General features: G+C 44.5%; 13 protein-coding genes. 5 read left to right on the top strand and 8 right to left on the bottom strand.

The window, feature by feature from the left end; translation table 11 throughout:
* Positions 1 to 50: 50 nt before the first annotated feature.
* On the bottom strand, positions 51 to 4160 hold the full coding sequence (locus GVO62_RS02175) for a hybrid sensor histidine kinase/response regulator (RefSeq protein ID WP_159117555.1): 4110 nt from the start codon (positions 4158 to 4160) through the stop codon (positions 51 to 53).
* Positions 4161 to 4489: 329 nt separating this feature from the next.
* Between GVO62_RS02175 and GVO62_RS02170 the strand changes: the two genes are divergently transcribed.
* Positions 4490 to 4831 (top strand): carboxymuconolactone decarboxylase family protein, encoded by a 342-nt coding sequence (locus tag GVO62_RS02170; RefSeq protein ID WP_120958912.1) that lies wholly within the window; start codon positions 4490 to 4492, stop codon positions 4829 to 4831.
* Positions 4832 to 4898: 67 nt separating this feature from the next.
* On the opposite strand, the gene GVO62_RS02165 is transcribed toward GVO62_RS02170, so the two are convergent.
* From GVO62_RS02165 to GVO62_RS02150, 4 genes are all read right to left on the bottom strand, one after another.
* Complete coding sequence (locus tag GVO62_RS02165; RefSeq protein WP_159117543.1) at positions 4899 to 7652, bottom strand: M16 family metallopeptidase; 2754 nt, start codon at positions 7650 to 7652, stop codon at positions 4899 to 4901.
* A 205-nt stretch (positions 7653 to 7857) separates the two neighbouring features.
* Entirely contained in the window at positions 7858 to 8151 is a 294-nt protein-coding gene (locus GVO62_RS02160; protein ID WP_159117542.1) for a YfcL family protein, read from the bottom strand.
* A 124-nt stretch (positions 8152 to 8275) separates the two neighbouring features.
* Positions 8276 to 9424 (bottom strand): ATP-NAD kinase family protein, encoded by a 1149-nt coding sequence (locus GVO62_RS02155; protein WP_159117541.1) that lies wholly within the window; start codon positions 9422 to 9424, stop codon positions 8276 to 8278.
* Entirely contained in the window at positions 9421 to 10029 is a 609-nt protein-coding gene (locus GVO62_RS02150; protein ID WP_159117540.1) for an elongation factor P hydroxylase, read from the bottom strand. Before GVO62_RS02150 ends, GVO62_RS02155 begins: the two co-directional genes overlap by 4 nt.
* A 151-nt stretch (positions 10030 to 10180) precedes the next feature.
* Here GVO62_RS02150 and GVO62_RS02145 point away from each other — a divergent pair, with 151 nt between their 5' ends.
* From GVO62_RS02145 to GVO62_RS02135, 3 genes are read left to right on the top strand one after another with little or no spacing between them, the layout of a single operon-like run.
* Positions 10181 to 10891: an FFLEELY motif protein gene (locus tag GVO62_RS02145; RefSeq protein WP_159117539.1), complete on the top strand. Its 711-nt coding sequence runs from the start codon at positions 10181 to 10183 to the stop codon at positions 10889 to 10891.
* Between the two features lie 47 nt (positions 10892 to 10938).
* Positions 10939 to 11388: an acyl-CoA thioesterase gene (locus GVO62_RS02140; protein ID WP_159117538.1), complete on the top strand. Its 450-nt coding sequence runs from the start codon at positions 10939 to 10941 to the stop codon at positions 11386 to 11388.
* A complete protein-coding gene (locus tag GVO62_RS02135; protein WP_159117537.1) occupies positions 11385 to 12602 on the top strand; it encodes a retropepsin-like aspartic protease family protein in 1218 nt (405 codons plus the stop codon). Before GVO62_RS02140 ends, GVO62_RS02135 begins: the two co-directional genes overlap by 4 nt.
* Before the next feature lie 83 nt (positions 12603 to 12685).
* On the opposite strand, the gene GVO62_RS02130 is transcribed toward GVO62_RS02135, so the two are convergent.
* The 3 genes from GVO62_RS02130 to GVO62_RS02120 all read right to left on the bottom strand — a co-directional run bounded on the left by GVO62_RS02130 (position 12686) and on the right by GVO62_RS02120 (position 16247).
* Positions 12686 to 13039 (bottom strand): HopJ type III effector protein, encoded by a 354-nt coding sequence (locus tag GVO62_RS02130; protein WP_159117536.1) that lies wholly within the window; start codon positions 13037 to 13039, stop codon positions 12686 to 12688.
* Positions 13040 to 13247: 208 nt separating this feature from the next.
* Positions 13248 to 15290, bottom strand: coding sequence for an NADPH-dependent 2,4-dienoyl-CoA reductase (locus GVO62_RS02125; protein ID WP_159117535.1), 2043 nt, complete (start codon positions 15288 to 15290; stop codon positions 13248 to 13250).
* 117 nt (positions 15291 to 15407) lie between these two features.
* A complete protein-coding gene (locus tag GVO62_RS02120; protein WP_159117534.1) occupies positions 15408 to 16247 on the bottom strand; it encodes a crotonase/enoyl-CoA hydratase family protein in 840 nt (279 codons plus the stop codon).
* A 138-nt stretch (positions 16248 to 16385) separates the two neighbouring features.
* Here GVO62_RS02120 and GVO62_RS02115 point away from each other — a divergent pair, with 138 nt between their 5' ends.
* The gene (locus GVO62_RS02115; RefSeq protein ID WP_159117533.1) at positions 16386 to 16991 is read left to right on the top strand and encodes a TetR/AcrR family transcriptional regulator; all 606 of its coding nucleotides are present in this window, start codon (positions 16386 to 16388) and stop codon (positions 16989 to 16991) included.
* Positions 16992 to 17009 lie beyond the last annotated feature (18 nt).

The following is a 17009-nucleotide window of genomic DNA, read 5'->3' as shown; positions in this document are numbered from 1 at the left end:
AAAACTTGTTGCATACTACCGTATTTTTGACTGTAAGCGAGTATCAAATTCTATTTTGAAAGCCAATTTTTCAGCGTGAATATAACTTCCTCATGCTTAATGGGTTTCGCCAAAAAATCATCCATACCAGTTTTCATGCACTTTTCTTTGTCACTTTGCATGGCATTTGCCGTCATAGCAATAATGGGAATAGTTTTGTAACGCTCACCGGCTTCCCCTTTACGAATAAGCCGAGTAGCTTCAAATCCGTCCATTTCTGGCATTTGACAATCCATAAAAATAATTTTGTAGGCTTCGCTGCCGTGCTTCGATTGAGTAAGAAGCGCTATGGCTTCAACCCCATTTTTAGCTACATCTACACGATACCCTTCGCTTTCAATTACAGAAGTAGCAACTAATTGATTAATTTCGTTATCTTCTACTAATAATATGTTGGCTAAATCTTTCACGGATAGGTCGGGCTCAACTCTGTGTTGATCAATAAGCAATGCTTTAGGCTCGAAATTATCGGCAGTATTTCTAACAGAGTTGGTATCAGGATAGCTACTTACTTCCTTGTTGAAATTTGTTTTCTGTAGTACAGAGAGCAGATCTGATGTTGCAAGTGGCTTAGGATAACTCGCTTCAATTTCGAATTTGCTAATGTCACTAGCAGCATCCATATCGGCCATTAAGGTCATTAAAACGATTCTGGAGTGCTTCGTACGTTTAGCGTTTCGAAGGCTTTGACAAAATCCGTATATCGCAGTTGGATCGGTAGGCTTATCTAAAAATACAACGTCAATCAATGGCGCTGAGTGCTCCTGATGAGCATCATCCATGAAGGAAAATTCGGTGATGGCTTCGTCTATCGAAGAGACACATAAGACACTAACATTCCAACGCTCAAGCTGGGCTTGCATTGCTTTTCTAGTAGAGGCGTTACTATCAACGATTAAGCAGCACATATGGCTTTTAGCTAGCGTGGGCTTATTTAATTCGCTGTTTTTGTCATAACCAACTTCGCACACAACGCTAAAACAGCTTCCCTTGCCTACTTCGGTCTTAACACTGATATCTCCACCCAATAGCTGGCAGAGTTTTTTGGTAATGCTAAGCCCTAATCCCGTACCGCCGTAGCGTCTTGTAGTGGAAGCATCGACCTGAGTGAAAAGATCAAACAAGTGCGGGACTTTTGCATCTGGTATACCTATCCCCGTATCTTCAACGGTCATGCATAATGCTGCGGTTTCACCTTTATCGTGGGGGATCAATTCTGCCTTAATACGTATCTCGCCATTATCAGTAAATTTAACTGCATTGCTAAGTAGATTCGTAATTATCTGCTGAATTCGGTTTGGATCGGATTTAATCGTCGCAACGTTCACTTTTGAAAGATCAACGACCAAAACTAACCCTTTCTCTTGCGCATTGTACGCCAGAGAACGCGCAATATTTTCTATCACTTCACGCACATCAAATTCGACAGTTTCTATTTCGAGCTTATCTGCTTCAATTTTTGAAAAATCTAAAATATCGTTGATAAGTGCCAATAACGAATGAGCGCTTGTGCTGGCAATGCTGAGACGTTGAGTTTGTTCAGATGTCAGGTTACTTCTTTTAAGTAATCCCAACATACCAATTACCCCATTCATGGGCGTCCGAATTTCATGACTCATGTTGGCTAGAAATTCTGACTTCAACTTTGTAGCTTCCTCAGCTTGTTGTAAGGCCAGTTTCAAATCTTCTGCTTGCGCCTCTAAAGATGCGGTTTTCTCTGAGACCTGTTGTTCGAGTGCCTGAACAAATTGCTTTTGTTTTGTAATTTCACTTTGTTGCAGTCGCGTTCTAAGATATACGAAAAAAACTAGGATGCTGAAAAGAAAAGCCGCGTAAAAGCTATAAGCCCACCATGTTTTCCAAGGAGCAGCAGCTACGTGTAAATTAACCGATAGTACTTCTTTGCCCCAATCACCATTAGGCCTCATTGCCTTCACTAAGAAAGTGTAAGTGCCACCATTTAAGTTAGTAAAAGAGACATTATTGAGATTGCCGATATCAATCCACTGTTCATCATATCCTTCCAATTTATAGGCGAAATGAGAGCGCTTGGAAGCAGAAAAGTCTAAGTGAGCAAATTCCAGAGAAAAGAAGTCGTCTTCATAGGAAAGGTAAATATCCCGGACGTAAGACATAGGCGTGCCAAAACTTACTGACTCTCCCATTTTGTGAAAGCCAGTAAGAACGATGTTGGAGTCTACAAACTCGTTTTGCACGTCTGAATAACTGAAGTACTCGACTCCACGTTGGCTGCTGGTAAAAAAGGTATTTTGGGATGCTTTGATAAGACTATTTGAATAAAAATTTTTACCCGCGAGGGCCGTCTCACTGTTGTAACTTAACGCCTGTTGAGTATCGGGGTTGAACAGAAAAATACCTTTATTGGTGGTAAGCCATATTTGGTTGTCGTCACCGTCAGCGACTGCCCTGATTAAATTTGATGGAAGCCCCTTACTCTCATCAAACCATTCAAATGCCTTAGTTTTAGGCACATAGCGATTAAGACCCATTTGGGTGGCGACCCATATTTGCCCATTTTTCGTCTCATGTATATCTTCCACTATATTGCCTAGCAGACCATTTTGCTGATGTGTTGCGCTTTTGAAGGGGATAAACTGTTCGTTTTCAGAAGACCATAGGTTGATACCGCCCCCTGTTCCCACCCACATATTGCCTTCGCGGTCTTTGTATATAATGTGCGTTTCTGGGTGTGAAAGTCCGTCTTCAACCGTAAGATGACGAAAAGCATCGGCTTTTTCGTCGTAAACAAATACACCGTGCTTGTAGGTTCCAATCCAAACCCTACCTTTGTCATCCAAAGCGAGAGATCTGAATTCTGTAAATTGGCGATAGTTTCTGTCCGTTTTTGGGAAAGTGATGTGTTTTATCTCGTCACTTTTTCGGTCAACCCGGGCGATATAATTATCTTGTGCAACCCACAAAACCCCATTTCCGTCGCTCACTATAATCGGGCGCTCTATGACACCCTGTTTTTCGTAGCCCTCAAGCCCCTCGAATACCGAGGTATACTCTTGTTCTAACGTTTTAGTATCCACATCCCACTTGTAGATATCGGCGTTAGCCGTAACAATCAAAATATCACCATTTTCATCACGTTGAATACCGTTCGGCGAGGCCAGCGAATCGCTATTAATCTGCTTGATGTTTCGCCTTGGAGCCAATTTAAAGATGCCGTGGACTTCACTGGTTATCCATTTAGTTTTGGTGTGATCTTCAAAAATAATGCGAAGACCGTTGTTATAACCAAAGTTAACTTGTTCAACGGTATTCCCTTTGCCAGTATGTCGAAAAAGGCCTTGAGTCGTTACAAACCATACCGCACCGTTATGGTCTTCAATCATGGAGTTAACCTGACCTAGGCTCTTGCCGTCGCGGTTTTTCTGAGGAATGAAAGCACCTGATTCCGCAATAAACAAAAAGGGGCCTTCTTGGGTTGCAACGTAGAATTGGTCAGACGACGTTTTAAGCAGGCTTCGAATTTCATTTGCCCCTGTTGCGGTTTGGTTTTTGGGGTCTGGAAAAAAATGCTGGGCGGTTAAGGAACGTTTGTCTAGCAGGTTCAAACCGAAACTTGTTGCAACCCACATAGTATGTTCATCATTATCAATCATGTCCCAAATACGATTGTGAGAAAGACTCGTTTCGTCTGCAGGAATATGTTTAACCTGCTCAAATTCTCCGTCGCCTAAATATCTATTTAAGCCTTGATCATAAGAACCAAACCAAAGTTGCCCTGTTACGTCGTTAAACAGTGACTGAATTCGGTTTGAAGACAAAGAAGTAGAGTCAGTGTTATCGTTCAAATAACGAAAAAATTCACCTGTGGTTGGCTCATATTTATTAAGACCTCCGCCCCAAGTGCCAATCCATATGTCACCATTAGCATCTAGCATTAAATTTCCGGCGTCATTGTGGGATAAGCTTTGACTGTGATTATTATCCGCCTCAAATAGCGTTATTTTTCTTCCGTCATAACGCATAACCCCGTTTTCTGCAGTTCCAAACCATAGAAACCCTTGATGGTCTTGAATGATGGAATAAATTTCAGATGACACAAAGCCGTCTTCGGCGGTTAACAGCTCTACAGAATATTCATTCATGAGCGTGTCAGAGCGAGACGGCGAGGCGCTTGCAAAGCTGGAAAGGGCGTAAATGGCCGCTGTAAAAAAGCAGACTAATGAAGATAGATAACTCGCCATTCCACGACTTGAGATAATTTTCAAAATAATAAAACGGTTACTAGATGAAACTCGACAAACCTTAGAGTATCTCTTTACCCTTATCTATTCTACCAAAGACGTATTTCACAATAAAAAGAACAAAGCTTTGACTTGTATCATAGTGAACCAAAAACCACGCTTTAACATAACGCTATGTGAAGGTTTATTACTTGTTTTCAAATGAGCGACAAACAGCAGGAGCATTTAGAATGACTAAATCATATAAAGAGATTACAGAAAGCCTAAATCCTTACTTAGGCGAAGTTAAGAAAGGTGTCCCAGAGGTAATGAAAGGCTTTTCCGACATGGCTAAAGCTGCAACCGCTGACGGCGCGTTAGATAAAAAAACGAAAGAGCTTATTGCTCTTGCCATTGGTATTGCCACACGTTGTGACGGTTGTATAGGTTTTCACGCGAAAGCGTTAGTCAATTTAGGAGCAACCCGTGAAGAAATTGAAGAAGTATGCGGGATGTCAGTTTACATGGGCGGTGGCCCATCGTTTATGTACGCGGCAGATGCACTACGTGCGTTCGATGAATTTAGCGAATAATTCGCTATAAAGTAAAGGGTCGAAAACGTCTTCGACCCTGTATTTACTCTTTTAACAAGCGTACGTATTACAGCGAGTTCATGCTTTGAACACTGACCTTGCCAAGTCCTGCTGCTTCAACTTCTTCTTTGATCTTTTCAGCATCACCAATGATTATCCAAGTGAGTTTTTCTGGGTGTAACACTTCTTCAGCCGCCCTGCTGAGGTCGTCCAAAGTCAAATTGTTGTACTTCTCCACTAAAAACTCAGGGTAGTTGTATTGTCGATTGAACCTTTTACTCGACAGCAAACTATTCAGCACCGCATTCGCCGTCTCGAATTGACCTGGCAATGAGCGAACTTCATCTAACCGAGCTCTCTCGAGTTCATTCTCCATCGGCGGTTTATCACCTAAATATGCGCTAATCTCTTTTTTAAGTTCACGCAGAGACGGGCCTGTTTTATCGGTTTGTACGGGAGCATAAACCATAAACGGACGCTGACCTCTGGCATCTTGTAGGAAAGTGTACGCACCATAAGACCAACTTTTATCTTCACGTAAATTCATATTCACGCGTGCGGTAAAAGCTCCGCCTAAGGTTTGGTTCATAGCATTGATGGCTATGTTGTTATCAGCCCCCGTAGCCGGTGCCAAGTGAGCGGCTAAAATAAGCGACTGCTGCGCGCCTGGGCGGTCGATAATAATTGCCTGACCTTGTTCAGGCATGGTCGCTTCAGCAATGTGTTTCGCGCCCTTGTCGCCTTTGACTTTCCATTTACCAAACTCTTTTTCGAGCATAGGTTTAACGGCGTCTAACGTAGTGTCACCCACAACAAAAATTGTCGCATTATCAGGGCGTAGCCACGTATTTTTAAAGCTAACTAGATCGCTTCGCGTTATTGCTTGCACGTCTTGCTCTGTTCCGTTACCAGTAAACGGAATACCATAGGCATGGCCTTCGCCATAGATGAGCGGTGGCAGCAACGTAAGCGCAATACTTACAGGCCGTGTTTTTTGCTGTGCGATATTGCTTAGAATAAGTGCACGTTGACGTTCTATTTCCTCATCTTTGAACGTGGGTGATTTTAAGATATCACCCAAGAGTTCCAGCGATGGCTCCATGTTCTCTGTTAGCATCGACATACTAACAGTGGTGGTGTCGAGATTTGAGCCGGCGTTTAAATTTGTTCCCAACTGTTCTAGTTCTGCAGCCAGTTCTAAAGCATCGTATTTACCTGCACCTTCATCAAGCATCTGAGTGGTGAAACTCGCAAGTCCAAGCTTGCCACCGGCGTCAGCCGCGTAACCTGCATCAAACTGTACAGCCACATTAACTAATGGAACCGTAGAGCGTTTTGCAAATACTACATTTATACCATTGGATAGTGTAGTTTCTTTCACTTCAGGGAAGCTCAGTTGGGTCTCGGCATCGATTGACGGCAAACCCGAACTGCGATCAACGCCTTCTGTCGAGGCTGCGTGCTCGATAAACGGAACAACCGTGATTTGATGCCACCCTTCTTCTAGCCATTTATTGGCGGCGGCTTTAACGCTTTTAGGCGTCGCCTGATCTAGCTCACTTAACTCAGTTTTAAAATAATTAGGGTCACCAGCAATAAATTCACCGCTCGCAAGGGTATCAGCCTTGCCACCAAAGCCCCCTACCTCTTCAAGACCACGAATAATCGAAGCACGTCGCTTAGTCGACACCAATTTAACTTCGTCTTTGCTAGGCCCTTTACGCAAAAATTCACTAATGACTTTATCGATTTCTTTTTCCACCATGGCAACGTCAACGCCGTCTTTCACGTCAACCGTTACGCCAAAAATAGACGCCATTTGTAGCTCGTAGTTAAATACCGAGGCATTAGTAGCAATTTGCTGGTCGTAAACAAGTTCTTTATATAGACGAGAATTTTTGCCGTCACCCAACGCGCTTGCTGCAATAAATAAATCGGTTGCGGTTGAAGATGTATTCTCAGGTGACACCCAAAGGCGATAAATTCGTGATTGAGGCACTTTGTCCTGAATAATTTCGCGGGTATTTACGCTGCGTTTCGGCACCCATGCTTGCCATTTAGATAGTGCAGGACCGGGCTCAATATCGCCAAAGTATTTATCAACTAAAGGTTTGGCTTCTTCAGCGTTAATATCGCCGCTTAACACTAAAATCGCGTTATTGGGGCCATAATATTTATTAAACCAGCCCTTTACGTCATCTAACGACGCTGAATTAAGGTCTTCCATTGAACCAATCACTGTGTGGTGATATGGGTGTCCAACGGGGAATAAACCTTCAAAAATGTGTGTAAAAACGCTTCCGTAGGGCTGGTCTTCGCCTTGACGCTTTTCATTTTGTACAACGCCACGCTGTTCATCTAGCTTCTCTTGCGTAACAGCACCTAAAAGGTGACCCATGCGATCAGATTCCATCCACAAAATACGGTCTAGTGCGGGTGTGGGAACGGTTTGAAAGTAATTAGTACGGTCAAAATTTGTGGTACCGTTTAGGCCTGTGGCCCCGGCGTCTTGAAGCGGCCCGAACCATTCATCATCGTAGTTCTCGGTGCCGTTGAACATTAGATGTTCGAACAAATGGGCAAACCCAGATTTACCCTCTGGCTCATCTTTTGAACCTACTTTGTACCACACTGCAACAGCGACCACTGGTGCTTTGCGGTCTTCATGAACAATTACGGTTAACCCGTTATCGGTAGTAAACTTTTCGTAATCGATATTGATGTCATTCGCAGCAAAAGCTGAACTTATCAGCGCACTGCTTACAGCCAGCACACCTACGCTCACTTTCAAGCGCTGGGTGAGATATTCAAGTACAGTCATGTCGTCATCCTTAATTTTTAGTCTGTGCTAAACACCTATGGGCGCCAAGCACTGCACACTCACTATGAGGCATTATAAAAGATAAGCTAATCTGGCAGTAAATAAAGGATAACGAAAAATAAAACTGTAACGGATTGTAAAGGACAAAGGATTGAGAGAAAAAGGAAAAAAGCAACCGGTTGAGAGAAGCAAAGGATAGCCGCATTTACATCGCGACTAACCTATCCCAAAGCGCCTTTACTTGTTTGGCGTCTTCGCTTTCTAGTTCATTGTTGGCAAACGCTTCATTTAAGCTTTCCACCATTTTATCGTTGAGCATGGCTATGGAGGCATCTTCTCGCATTTCCAGTTGACGGGATTCTACTGCGAAATGCCCTTGCAGATAGCTTGCAATAAACAACTCGTCGTCGCTACCGTGATTAACTACGTCGTCAAGGCTTGCCTCTATCTCTGCAATCGCTTTAACGACATGTTCTGGTGCTGCAGCAGGTGGTAACACTTCATACTCCTTTTTCGATATTTAGATATCAGTTCTTAATCTTCAGTTTTCTATTTTCTTAAATTTAAAATGAAACGTGCTGACAATAAACGCATCGCTTCTTCTTTTTATCTTGCTTTTGCTTTTAAACAGCCTGGCAAAGTACTTTATCTTTGTAGCCTGTAATAACCGTAAACGCGCCCGCTAATTCAGAATCGAGGGATGCATCGCTTGAATCTAATCGAAGCGGCTTACCGTTTAATGCCTGAAGTTTTTGCTTAGTGGCGACGACAAGCATGTTTTGTTTGCCAATTTGACGAATAAACGCGGGGCTTAACTGTTGATTTCCGCGGCCCAAGATATGCCCCTGACCACCAATAACCGTCAAAATCACTTTGGTGGGTTTATCTTGAGTTAGCGTAATCAATTCGCTAGCAGTCACGTCACTTGCCACTACTTCACCCTGCTTGACTACGTCAACACCTAACAAGGTATTATCTAAGTCGAGGAACTCCATAACCGCGCCCACGGTCGAGCCAGAACCCATAACAAAATAAGTGTCAGGCTCATCGTCCATAATTTCGCTTACATAAGCGGCAATGTCGTCTAACACTAGCGCCTCGTCTTCTTTGCCGCCCATTTTTACTGCTTGAACGTAAGTCAACTCGGCCGGTACCCGCATTTCACCGTAATGCTTAGCAATCACTTTTCCTTCGCGAAACGCATTTTCATCAATATCACGGACTTCGGCGTCCATCTCGCTAACTAGCTCACCAGCGATCATTTGGCTTACTACCTGCCCCGCCGCTGACGGCGATACACAGTAAACGCCTGAATGAATTTTGCAGCCCGCTGGCACGCCTAACACTGGTACCTGCGTGCCAACTACGCTGCAAATATTTCGCGCAGTGCCGTCGCCTCCTGCGAACAGTAGTAGGTCAACGTTAGCTTCTACCATGGCTTTTGCAGCGCGCTCTGAATCTTCACCTTCGGTTTGCTCGGCATTAGGTGTGTAGATTACCTCATAAGGAATACCTAGAGATTCACACACTGTTTCGCCCATATCGCCTGACGCGGTCATGACAGTAAATTGCCCCGATAATGCTTCAAGAATACTAAGTGCTTTAGCCACCTTTTCGTTGGCTTTTTGCTCTGCACCCATGGCAAGTGCTTTTTCACGAATTTCAGCGCCGTCACTGCCTTTAAGTGCAAGAGCCCCGCCTATTCCAGCAAAAGGGTTTACCAGAACACCAAGCTTAAAAATGGCTGGGCGGTCAGAGTCGTTATTTATCATGCTGCATTTGCTCCAGGGGCGTCATCGTGCTTCTTTTTGCAAAAAGTATTTTCTAAGGCGTTGATAAAGCGTTCAGCTCTAGGCGGAAAGCCATCGGCTTTATAAAGCGCTAGCTGCGCTGCAACATTTTTAGTAAAACCTTCTCTGTCGGGTTCTGCGCCGTTCAAATTGTCGGTACTCACCTGAAATCTTCTTCCACAGGCTTCGGTAAACGCCCATTCGATAGCTTGCGGCTTAATTTCTACTTTTTCAAAATCTGCCTGCTGAGTTTCATTACGTCCATCAGGGCAATACCAGTATCCGTAATCTTCTAAAAGCCTGCGCTTTTCGCCCGCAATGCACCAATGGGCAATCTCATGCAAAGCACTTGAAAAAAAACCATGAGCAAACACGATTTGATGGTAAGGTTTTTCGTTACCTGCAGGGATGTAAATAGGTTCATCATCGCCTAAAACCAAGCGTGTATTGAAATCTTCAAACGTGCTATTAAATAATGATATTAACGTGGGAACATCTTTGTCTCTTTCTGAACCTAGCTTGTGTGCATAAGCGGGATCATTTTCGAGGGTATTGTTCAATGATGACTGACTACTTTGACTGTTCATTACGTTAATTAATAATCTAAATAAGCGAGCTAAACTAATGGCGGCGAGTATACCAGTAAAACATCACTTTCTCACTTGAAAGGCACGCTTGCTTGGGTCAATCTAGGTTTACAAAAATTGAGTTATGCCAACGTTACGGGGAGTTTGTCATTTGGCGCAAGAGATCATTAAACATATCCATCGGGTAAATGCCCTTCGTGATTTGGCTAATCAACTGGGCGTAATGCCTATCATTCATCAGCTGCAGCATTGGCAATGTGAGCGTTTACTGGTTACTCACGACGATTTAGCCCAGCAAAAGCGTTACCAAAAAGCCATGGCGTTTTTTGTGGATGAGTTGTATGGCCCAAAAGACTTTAGCCAACGGGACGCTGACTTAGTTCGCGTTATTCCAAAACTCGCAAAAGTACTCCCCGATAAAGCCATGAACGCCATGGACGATGCACTATCGTTAAATGCATTGTCGTTTGATTTAGATATGGCGATGGCTCAGTACCTTAACGCTCACTTTCCTGACGAACCCATCAATCGCGATAACTATGCGCTCGCCTATCGACACGTTAGCAGAATCGACGATCGCACACATCAAATCGATATAATTTCACACTTGGGCGATCAACTTTCTGATGTCATAAAAATTCGTGGTATAGGTATGCTAATTTCTCTATCGCGGAGACCCGCAAAGCTTGCAGGCTTGCTTGCCCTACACGAATTTTTGGAACGAGGGTTCGATGCGTTCAAAGCCTTAGGTGATGTACAAAGCTTTATTCAGCCGGTGTTGGTACGTGAAAAGGCGATAATGCAGACGTTATTGAGTGACGAGTTGACGTTACCTGAAGATAACCCTTTACCTGTTATGTGAAGCGAAGTTGTGGTAGATATAAAACAGATTGAAAGAAAGGAAGAAATTTGAGCAACCCAACGCTAAATTGGATGTTAGACACCCCCTACGTGCAGCAATGGCATGTTGATGAAACGCACATAGACCACTATCAACATGTGAATAATGTGGCATACCTGTCGCAGCTAGAAAGCTTGGCATGGGCTCATTCAAACGCGCTCGGTTTACAATTTGCCGATTATCAAGCGCTAAACCGAGGTATGGTGATCAAGCGTCACGAACTTAACTATCACCTGCCAACTCATCTTGGTGATACCTTAGAATGCGCAACGTGGATAGTGCATTGTGACAACAAACTGACTTTAAAGCGTCAATTTCAGTTTATCTGCCCAAAGCGAAACAAAACCGTATTCGATGCCATAACCACATTTGTATGTGTTAGCCTTGATACAGGCGCGCCAAAACGGATGCCTAAGCAGTTTGTGGACGTTTATGGTCAGGCGTGTTTAAAACAATGAGAAGATGGCTCGCAGTTCTGCTTACACTGTTTCTATGCGTGTCGTTAGGCATCAATGTTTACCTATGGATTAGCTTAAAGCAGCACAATGACAGTGCTTATAAGCTGGAAGCAAGCTATGAGCATCGTTTACAACATGAGGCAGCGCAAGAAAGTGAGAAACAGGCGAAGGGCAATATAGAGCCCTTCAACAAACAACGTGAACCCACCTTTTCTTCGAAGGTTGACAGAACTAGCATACCGTCAAATGAGCGTGAAGATCTACGCTCAACTTCGCGACAGATTACCCAAAATAATATAGCAGCCCTAACCACTCTGCTCGATGACGGACAGTATGCGTTACTCGCCACTGAACTAACCAACTATTTAAAAAATAGCCCGCTCAACGAATCGCTACTGTTACTGGAAGGTGAGTTGATTGAGATGACGAAGCCACTTCCCACGGCTCTGGTACACTATTACGATTTAGCTGAGTTGTCTCTTTCACTTGAAACGCTCTCGTTGATCGACACTAAAATTGCCACTTTATATCAGCAGGCGCAAACGCAGTTAAGTCAAGACGAACAATGGGAACTAGTTGCTAGGTTAAATGAGCCCTTGTATCAACGCATACCCGACGCTAAACACTACACCCTCAATTTGGCTGAAGCGTACGCTTACCAGCAAAAGCTTACGCTAATGGAAGATGTACTCGCCGCTCTGCCGTTAAACGACAGAGACGCCAATATGATTCGCGATAAAGCCTATGAAATGCGCGATATGGCCAGCGCAGACACCGCACCAAGCAACAGCGAAATTGAACCCACAAGCCCAGACGCGGCTCGGTATCAAACACGCGTAGCCCTTGAACGCATTGGCGATCAATATCGTCTTGAGGCAAAGGCGCTTAACCAAAAAGCCAACATGATTTTAGATACGGGTGCCAGTACTACTGCAATATCGTCGCGATTATTTGCTCGCTTGGGCCGTATGCGAAACCTCACGTTTATTGGCAACTTCAACGTTAGAACCGCATCAGGAACTATCGAAGCTCCACTTATACAAATACCGCGATTTTATTTCGCTGGCTACGAGTTCAATGATGTATCTGCCATCGTTCTTCCCGAGGACGCCCTACCCGATGCTGATGGTTTACTGGGAATGAACGTCTTAGGGCAGTTTGACTTTGCGATAATGCCCCAGTCTAGCGAGCTGATTTTGACAGAGCGAGACTAACCTATTTCAAAAGCATGTGTTTCAAAAGCATGTCACGATTTCACAACACTTTACCTGTTCAACTGTCATAACGCTTTGCTGTCTTATAGTTCAACTAAAGGAAACGTCTCAAACGCCACGCCTTCATGCCCTGTTTTCATAAAGTTGCGGATATTGGCGTGGTCGTTACCACTAGGGTTATTAAGTACGTCTTCGCGATAGAATCGTCCAAACAAAGCCAGTGTTTGTGCTTGATTTAGCTTTAAATGCTGACCCAGTGCAAGCAGCTTGCATGAACCATTATTCTGGTTTGCTTCGTTTGACACATCACCATTGGTAAACGCGGTTGGCGTAAAGGCAAAAGCACTATCTACGAGCGCGATAACATCGTTAAACTCGATAGTCTCTGGTGAATTGCTAACGGCTTGAACTAAGTCTCGGGTGTTGCTGTATGCCATGTTTATCTCGAAAAAAAGAAAGTGATAATAGCAGGTCTAGGTAACTTCAACAGGCCGAAACAAATTTGGTTTCGGTATTTTCATAAAAAATCACAGCCTTCGGCAGCTAGAAAAAATAAACCCCTCCGAAAAAAGAGGGGTTTACATCAATCTGAAGTACCTTTTAATGAGGCACTTATATTTCTAACTTTGTTTTTGTGCTAGGTCGTTAAACTGCAGCACACACTCGCGTGCCTTGGTCGATGGCGCGTTTTGCGTCTAGCTCTAACGCTTCATCAGCACCGCCAATTAAGTGATAAGGCATGTTTAAGCCTTCAACGATATCTCGCATCGGCTCCTGGCCTGCACAGATGATGATGTTATCTACTGGCAATACTTGGCTATTGCCTTCTACCGTAATGTGTAGCCCTTCGTCATCAATTTTATCGTAGCTTACGCCAGGGATCATGGTAACGCCTTTGGCCAGCAAGCCTACTCTGTGTGCCCACCCCGTTGTTTTGCCTAAACCTGCGCCTACTTTTGTAGTCTTGCGCTGTAGTAGGAAGATCTCTCTTGGCGATGGCTCTGGCTGCGGCTTAACGCCTTCTATACCCGCGCGAGCCGAGAAGGTCATATCAATGCCCCACTCTTTCATAAATGCAGGAATGTCTTGGCTTGGCGTTTCTTTGCCATGAGACAAGTATTCAGCGGTATCAAAACCAATACCACCAGCACCGATAATGGCCACTTTATTGCCAACGGGTTTCTTTTCCTTCAATACTTCGATATAGGTCAGCACTTTCTCATGCTCAATACCTTCAATCGCTGGCGTGCGTGGTTTGATACCCGTTGCTACCATCACTTCGTCAAACCCTTCATCGTTTAACGTGGCGGCGTCAACATAGGTATTCAGTTTAAGGGTAATGTTTTTGTGAAGCTCAATCTGGCGCTTGAAATAACGCAGCGTCTCGTAGAACTCTTCTTTACCAGGGATTTGTTTGGCGATATTAAATTGACCACCAATTTCACTAGATGCATCGTAAACCACAACATCGTGTCCACGCTCAGCTGAGGTGACTGCCGCTGCTAATCCAGCCGGGCCTGCACCCACAACTGCAACACGCTTTTTGGTATCGGCTGGTTTCACGTTAATTTCAAGCTCGTGGCAGGCTCTTGGATTTACCAAACAGCTGGTCATTTTACCGTTAAATACATGGTCAAGGCAGGCTTGGTTACAGCCAATACAGGTATTAATTTCATCGGCTTTATTTTGCTGCGCTTTGCGCACAAAGTCAGGGTCGGCCAAGAACGGACGCGCCATAGATACCATGTCAGCATCACCGCGAGACAACACTTCTTCAGCAACCTCTGGGGTGTTGATGCGGTTCGATGTAATCACTGGAATTGATAGTGCTTCGCGGAATTTAGCCGTTACCCACGTAAATGCCGCACGGGGTACTTTAGTTGCTATTGTTGGGATACGCGCCTCATGCCAGCCAATACCGGTGTTGATAATAGTGGCACCCGCTTTTTCGATTTCTTTACCAAGCTGTACGACTTCTTCATAAGTAGAGCCACCTTCAACCAGGTCGAGCATCGACAAACGATAGATAATGATAAAGTTCTTACCTACTGCCTCGCGCACGCGGCGTACTACTTCAATCGGCAGGCGGATTCGGTTTTCGTATTCGCCGCCCCACTCATCGTCACGGTGGTTAGTACGCTTAGCAATAAACTGGTTAAGGAAATAACCCTCTGACCCCATGATTTCAACGCCGTCGTAACCTGCGCGCTGGGCTTGGGTTGCGGCAGTGATGAAATCTTTGATTTGCTTTTCAATCTCTTCAGCTTCAAGTGCCTTAGGCTTAAACGGATTAATTGGCGCTTGAACCGCAGAAGGTGCAACAAGCTTAGGGCTATACGCATAACGACCCGTATGCAGTATCTGCATACAAATCTTGCCGCCTGCAATATGCACCGCGTCAGTCACTTCCTTGTGGTTTTTCACCGCTTCGTCGGTGTCTAGACGAAACGTTGATGGATGAGTAGCGCCTTCTTCATTTGGCCCAATACCGCCGGTAACAATAAGACCTACACCACCTCTGGCACGCTCGCCATAAAATGCCGCCATGCGTTTGTGGCCGTCGGGTAATTCTTCTAAGCCCGTGTGCATAGAGCCCATAAGCACACGGTTTTTGAGGGTGGTAAAACCTAAATCTAACGGGCGAAATAAATGAGGGTATACGGGATGATCGGTAACGGTCTGATTCATGATACATTCCTGAAAGTCGTTTTGGCTTGGTAAAAGCCGTTAAAAGCCTGTTTAAATATTCTTGTCTAATACGCTTTTTCTGTGAAGGCGCTCTAAAATTCAACTAATTACATTCACTTACGAATTCATTTTCTTAATCGCTGTGTGTAATGGCGGATACTCCGGCAGCGTTTTTGTTTTCTGTGCTTCCATGGCTTTGAAAACGTCTTCCATTTGGAACATTCCCGCCTGCCATGTGGCCATATAAGTCAAGCTTTCTGCCACCGTGTGTTCTACCGCGTAGTTAATCATAGTCTTAGTGCCTGAAACTGCTAGCGGCGAATTCATTGCAATCTGCTGAGCTATTTTCATTACCGCTTCTAGCATTGACGCTTGATCATCGAATACCTGATTCACAAAGCCGAGCTGCTGCGCTTCTGCTGCACCAAAGTTGCGACCGGTATACGCCAACTCTTTCACTATGCCAATGGGAATAAGCTTTGGGAGGCGCTGAAGCGTGCCCACATCCGCCGTCATACCTAATTGGGTTTCTTTAATGGTGAAAAAGGCATCTTGGGTGCAATAGCGCATATCGCATGCACTTAGTAAATCTACAGCTCCACCAATTGCCCCGCCTTGCACGGCACCAATAACCGGCATACGTGCCTGCTCTATGGCGGTAAAGCTATCTTGAAGCAACATCACCATACGGCGCATACGCTCAGCTCTGCGCGATGGGTCGCCCTTAAAGTCTTCTTTCATATTCAGGAACACCGATAAATCCATACCGGCAGAGAAATGCTTACCTGTAGATGAAATAACGATTACCCGTGCTTTGGCTTCATCATCTATTTCACGAATGGCTGCCGGTAGCTCGGTCCAGAACTCTGGGATCATGCTGTTCATCGCTTCAGGGCGATTAAGTACTACGTGGGCAATATGGCCTTCTTGTTTTACTTCTAATGTAGAGTACTTCATGGTTTGCGCTGTCTCCTTGGGCTGTTCCTGTTAACAAATTTGCAAACTAGACAGCGTCAAGATAAAAGGCTATGTTGACAGTGTCAAGATAAAACGTTATCTATTCGTCCCAATTGCAACAACGGAAATATTTGATATATGGCTAATGCAGTACAAAGCTATCATCATGGCGATTTACGCAGTGCCCTTATAGAGGCAGCAACGGCGCGTTTGTCGGAGCATGGCGTTGATAGTCTTTCGCTGAGAAAGCTGGCTGAGGATGCCGGCGTCTCTCGTACTGCGCCCTATCACCACTTTAAAGACAAGAGTGCCCTGTTAAGCGCTATTGCGGCCAAAGGCTTTAGTGACTGGCATACCGCAGCTAAACGAATATTTGAGCAAGACAATAAAACTCCACAGGTGCGTTTTCGCGAATTTGTGCATGAATACATTGGCTACGCTGCCGACAACCCAGAGATGTATGAATTAATGTTTGGTCGTACTATCTGGCAGAATCAAGCGGCCACTAATGACCTGAAAAACGTGGCATTCCCCTGCTTTCAGTTTCAAGTGACGATGACGCGCTATTGGCAAGAAAAAGGGTTGCTGCCGAATAATCAAGATGCTCTTCGTTTAGCTCAGGTTACGTGGGGCACGTTACATGGAATTGCAAGGTTACTGATTGACGGTATCTATGCTGACAATAGCCATATTAAAGAAATGTGTGACTGTGCAGCGGACTTATTTATGCAAAAGCAGCCCTAATCAAGCTTTAATACCAGT

Source organism: Alteromonas sp. KUL150 (assembly GCF_009811475.1).
Classification (GTDB): Bacteria; Pseudomonadota; Gammaproteobacteria; order Enterobacterales; family Alteromonadaceae; genus Alteromonas; species Alteromonas gracilis.
Note: the sequence above shows the minus strand (reverse complement) of the source record. Positions and strands in the feature narration are given on the sequence as shown.